We start from the raw sequence: 3,338 nt of genomic DNA, 5'->3' as shown, positions 1-3,338 counted from the left end.
AGCTCAACGAGACCATCTACTAAATCAAAGCAAATCACGAGAGCAACTGCTACATCTTCCAGTTGCCGCTCCCTTGAGTCTTGGACGAGAACGCTGCTTTGGAGCGTATCGATCCGGGCAAGGACGCCGACGGATTGCACCCGACCAACCTGGGTCGGCTGGTGCTGATGGACCCCGCCCCGCTGCCCTGCACTCCGCGCGGGATCGTGCACCTGCTGCGTCGCTTCGGCGTCGAGATAGCCGGCGCGCACGTCGTCGTGATCGGCCGCGGTGTGACGGTCGGTCGACCGCTCGGCCTGCTGCTGACCCGACGGTCGGAGAACGCGACGGTGACGTTGTGCCACACCGGAACCCGCGATCTTGGCGCGCTGACGAGGCAGGCCGACATCATTGTCGCCGGTGTCGGTGTACCGCATATGCTGACCGCCGACATGGTGCGTCCTGGCGCCGCGGTGATCGACGTCGGCGTCAGCCGGGTCGATGACAAGCTCACCGGCGACGTGCATCCCGACGTCTGGGAGGTCGCGGGCCACGTCTCGCCGAATCCGGGTGGGGTGGGCCCGCTGACCCGGGCGTTCCTGTTGACCAACGTCGTCGAGTTGGCCGAAGGCCGCTGAGGATGCGCTGGCTGCGGCCGCAATGGCCTTTTCTGTGGGTGGTCCTCATCTTCGTCGTGGCATTCGGCTTGGCAGCGGCCAATTTCTGGCGTCGCGGCTCGTTGTTGATCGGGGTCGGGGTCGGCGTGGCGGCGGTGCTGCGACTGGCTTTGACGGATGAGCGGGCCGGACTACTGGTGGTGCGCAGTAAGGCGATTGACTTCGCCACGATGGCGTCGGTCGCGGCGGCGATGGTCTACATCGCCTGGACGATCGATCCGCTGGGAACTCGCTAGACTCCCGGCACTCCCGGCACTCCCGTTACGCCCGGTAAGCCGTTGCCGCCCAACAGGTTTGCCATCTGCTCCGGGCAGTAGGTTCGAATCGCGATCGTGGTGAACATCCGGGCCGCCCGCGGAGACATACCGCTGTGTGCGACCCCTGATGCCGCGGCGGCGAAGCTGCCACCGGGCTGTTCGAGCGTTGGGCAGACGGACTGGCCGACCGCCATCGCGTTGCCGGGTTCGCCGTACTCGATGCCGGCGTGGCTGAGCGCATCAATGAAGTTGTCGTCGCTGGGATCTGCTTCGCCAGGTATCGAGAAAGCGGTGGCGACAGTGATGAGGGCGCCGACACCGATCAACGCGCGCACGGCGATCGGCTGATTACTGAGCAACGAAATCCCCATATCCACGAACTGTGCTCTACCCCAATCACGCTGAGAACACGGCGGGGTAAAGGTTCGCGCACGTTTGGGGCGACACGCGGGTCTGCGCGCAGCGCCGAGGCGGTTCTTTGTCTCGCGTGCATGACAATTCGGGCATGACGGGTATGGTCTCGCGTCAAAGTTTTCTACGCGCAGCGATAGGGGCGCTGGCCGCCGGCGCAGTTGTCGGCTCAGGTCGTGCCGTTGCTGCGCCGGTCGCCTCTGGCTGGGAGGGACTGTCTATCGGTGGTCCGGTCATTCAGCCAGATTCTCCGCAATTCGGTTCGGCCAAATCAGTTTTCAATACCAACTACAACGGGTTGACGCCGGCAGCTGTCGTCGTCCCGACTTCGATGGCCGATGTGCAGAAGGCGATGGCGTTCGCCGCTGCGAACAACCTCAAGGTCGCTCCACGCGGCGGCGGGCACTCCTACGTCGGAGCCTCGACCGCGAACGGCGCGATGGTGCTCGACCTGCGTCAGTTGCCCGGCGGTGTCGACTACGATCCCGCGACCGGGCTGATCACTGTGCCGCCCGCGACGAGTCTGCATGCAATGCACCAGGTGTTGGCTGCCGCGGGACGGGGGATTCCGACGGGCACCTGCCCGTCGGTGGGTGCAGCGGGTCACGCCCTGGGCGGCGGGCTTGGCGCGCAGTCGCGGCACGCCGGCCTGATGTGCGACGCGTTGCGGTCGGCCACGGTGGTGTTGCCGGGTGGTCAGGCCGTGACCGCGTCCGGCAATTCGCAACCTGACCTGTTCTGGGGATTGCGGGGTGGCGGAGGTGGAAACTTCGGTGTCACAACCTCGTTGACGTTTGCGACGTTCCCGGCCGGCGAGGTCGATGTGGTCAACCTCGACTTCCCGCCGCAGTCGTTCGCCCAGGTGCTGATGGGGTGGCAGAACTGGCTGCGGACCGCGGACCGTAGTTGCTGGGCGCTGGCGGATGCCACCGTCGAACCGATGGGTACGCACTGCCGCATTCTGGCGACCAGTCCGGCCGGATCCGGGGCCGGTGTGGCGTCGGCCATCACGGCGGCCGCCGGTATCCAGCCGACCGGCATGGAGAGTCATAGCTCCAACTACCTGGATCTGACGAATTACCTTGCGGTCAACAATCTCAACCCGGCACCGCTCGGATATGTCGGCGGCTCTGACGTTTTCGCGTCTTTGACGCCCCCCGCCGCGCAGCGGATCGCAGCGGCGGTCGAGGCGTTTCCGCGCGGGGTGGGTCGCATGCTCGCGATCATGCACACGCTGGACGGCGCCCTCGCCGATGTACCGGTGGGTGCATCCGCGTTTCCGTGGCGTCGGCAGTCGTCGTTGGTGCAGTGGTACGTCGAGACGTCCGATGTCTCGGGTGCTCGCGACTGGCTCGCCGCCGCGCACCGGGCCGTTCAGCCGTACTCGGTTGGCGGGTATGTGAATTACCTCGAGGCGGGACAGCCTGCGTCGCGCTACTTCGGCCCGAATCTGTCACGGCTTGACTCCGTTCGGCAGAAGTACGATCCCGGCCGGGTGATGTCCTCCGGTATGCCGGTTTGAGGGGTGGCAGTTGTCCACAGTTGGTGTTCTGGCGGGGGCGTATTGCCTCATGTCAAGATGCGCGCGAAGGCCGATTCGTTGCCTCATGTGAACGTGCGCGCTTAGGGACAGGGGCTTGTTCGCGGGTCCGGCTTTGCTGGTGGCCATTTTGAGTAGCTGGGCGGTCAGGGCTTGGATCTGACGTTGGGTGGCGGCGGGGTTGATGCGGGCGTGGGCTGTGGCCAGGCCTACTATTCGGCCCTCGGTCGTGGTTGGATGATCGATCGCGCGGTGAAACGGGGTCGTAGCAGTGTCATATTTCTTGGACACCTTGGCACCGTCACGGACTTTGGAAATCAGTTTCTGCTGCGGGTAGAAATAGTTGGTGAGCTTGGACTGAAGCTGCCAAATCTCGTTGAGTAACAACAGTTCTGAGGCGGTGTCATAGCGGTGATAGCCAACCACCTGACGGACCACCGCCCAGTTCTTCTGCTCGACGTGACAGCCGTCGTT

General features: G+C 64.8%; 3 protein-coding genes and 2 pseudogenes. 3 read left to right on the top strand and 2 right to left on the bottom strand.

The window, feature by feature from the left end; all coding sequences use genetic code 11:
* Positions 1-50: 50 nt before the first annotated feature.
* Positions 51-617, top strand: a pseudogene (locus tag AC2VOU_RS17990) (bifunctional methylenetetrahydrofolate dehydrogenase/methenyltetrahydrofolate cyclohydrolase); the annotation flags it as partial.
* A 2-nt stretch (positions 618-619) separates the two neighbouring features.
* Positions 620-892 (top strand): DUF3017 domain-containing protein, encoded by a 273-nt coding sequence (locus tag AC2VOU_RS17985; protein ID WP_486958598.1) that lies wholly within the window; start codon positions 620-622, stop codon positions 890-892.
* Here AC2VOU_RS17985 and AC2VOU_RS17980 read toward each other — a convergent pair.
* Complete coding sequence (locus AC2VOU_RS17980) at positions 889-1,284, bottom strand: DUF732 domain-containing protein (protein ID WP_486958597.1); 396 nt, start codon at positions 1,282-1,284, stop codon at positions 889-891. The two genes, AC2VOU_RS17985 and AC2VOU_RS17980, sit on opposite strands and share 4 nt — an antisense overlap.
* Positions 1,285-1,418: 134 nt before the next feature.
* Here AC2VOU_RS17980 and AC2VOU_RS17975 point away from each other — a divergent pair, with 134 nt between their 5' ends.
* The gene (locus tag AC2VOU_RS17975; RefSeq protein ID WP_486958596.1) at positions 1,419-2,846 is read left to right on the top strand and encodes an FAD-binding oxidoreductase; all 1,428 of its coding nucleotides are present in this window, start codon (positions 1,419-1,421) and stop codon (positions 2,844-2,846) included.
* A 52-nt stretch (positions 2,847-2,898) separates the two neighbouring features.
* Here the strand turns inward: AC2VOU_RS17975 and AC2VOU_RS17970 are convergent.
* Positions 2,899-3,338 (bottom strand): annotated as a pseudogene (locus tag AC2VOU_RS17970) (integrase catalytic domain-containing protein); the annotation flags it as partial.

The sequence above is a fragment of the Mycobacterium sp. TH-M25 genome, from assembly GCF_057473665.1.
Note: the sequence above shows the minus strand (reverse complement) of the source record. Positions and strands in the feature narration are given on the sequence as shown.

What these genes read in the sequence shown, in the direction of transcription:
- AC2VOU_RS17985 (WP_486958598.1), top strand. Translation starts at nt 620, where the DNA reads ATGCGCTGGCTGCGGCCGCAATGGCCTTTTCTGTGGGTGGTCCTCATC.
- AC2VOU_RS17980 (WP_486958597.1), bottom strand. Translation starts at nt 1,284, where the DNA reads ATGGGGATTTCGTTGCTCAGTAATCAGCCGATCGCCGTGCGCGCGTTG.
- AC2VOU_RS17975 (WP_486958596.1), top strand. Translation starts at nt 1,419, where the DNA reads ATGACGGGTATGGTCTCGCGTCAAAGTTTTCTACGCGCAGCGATAGGG.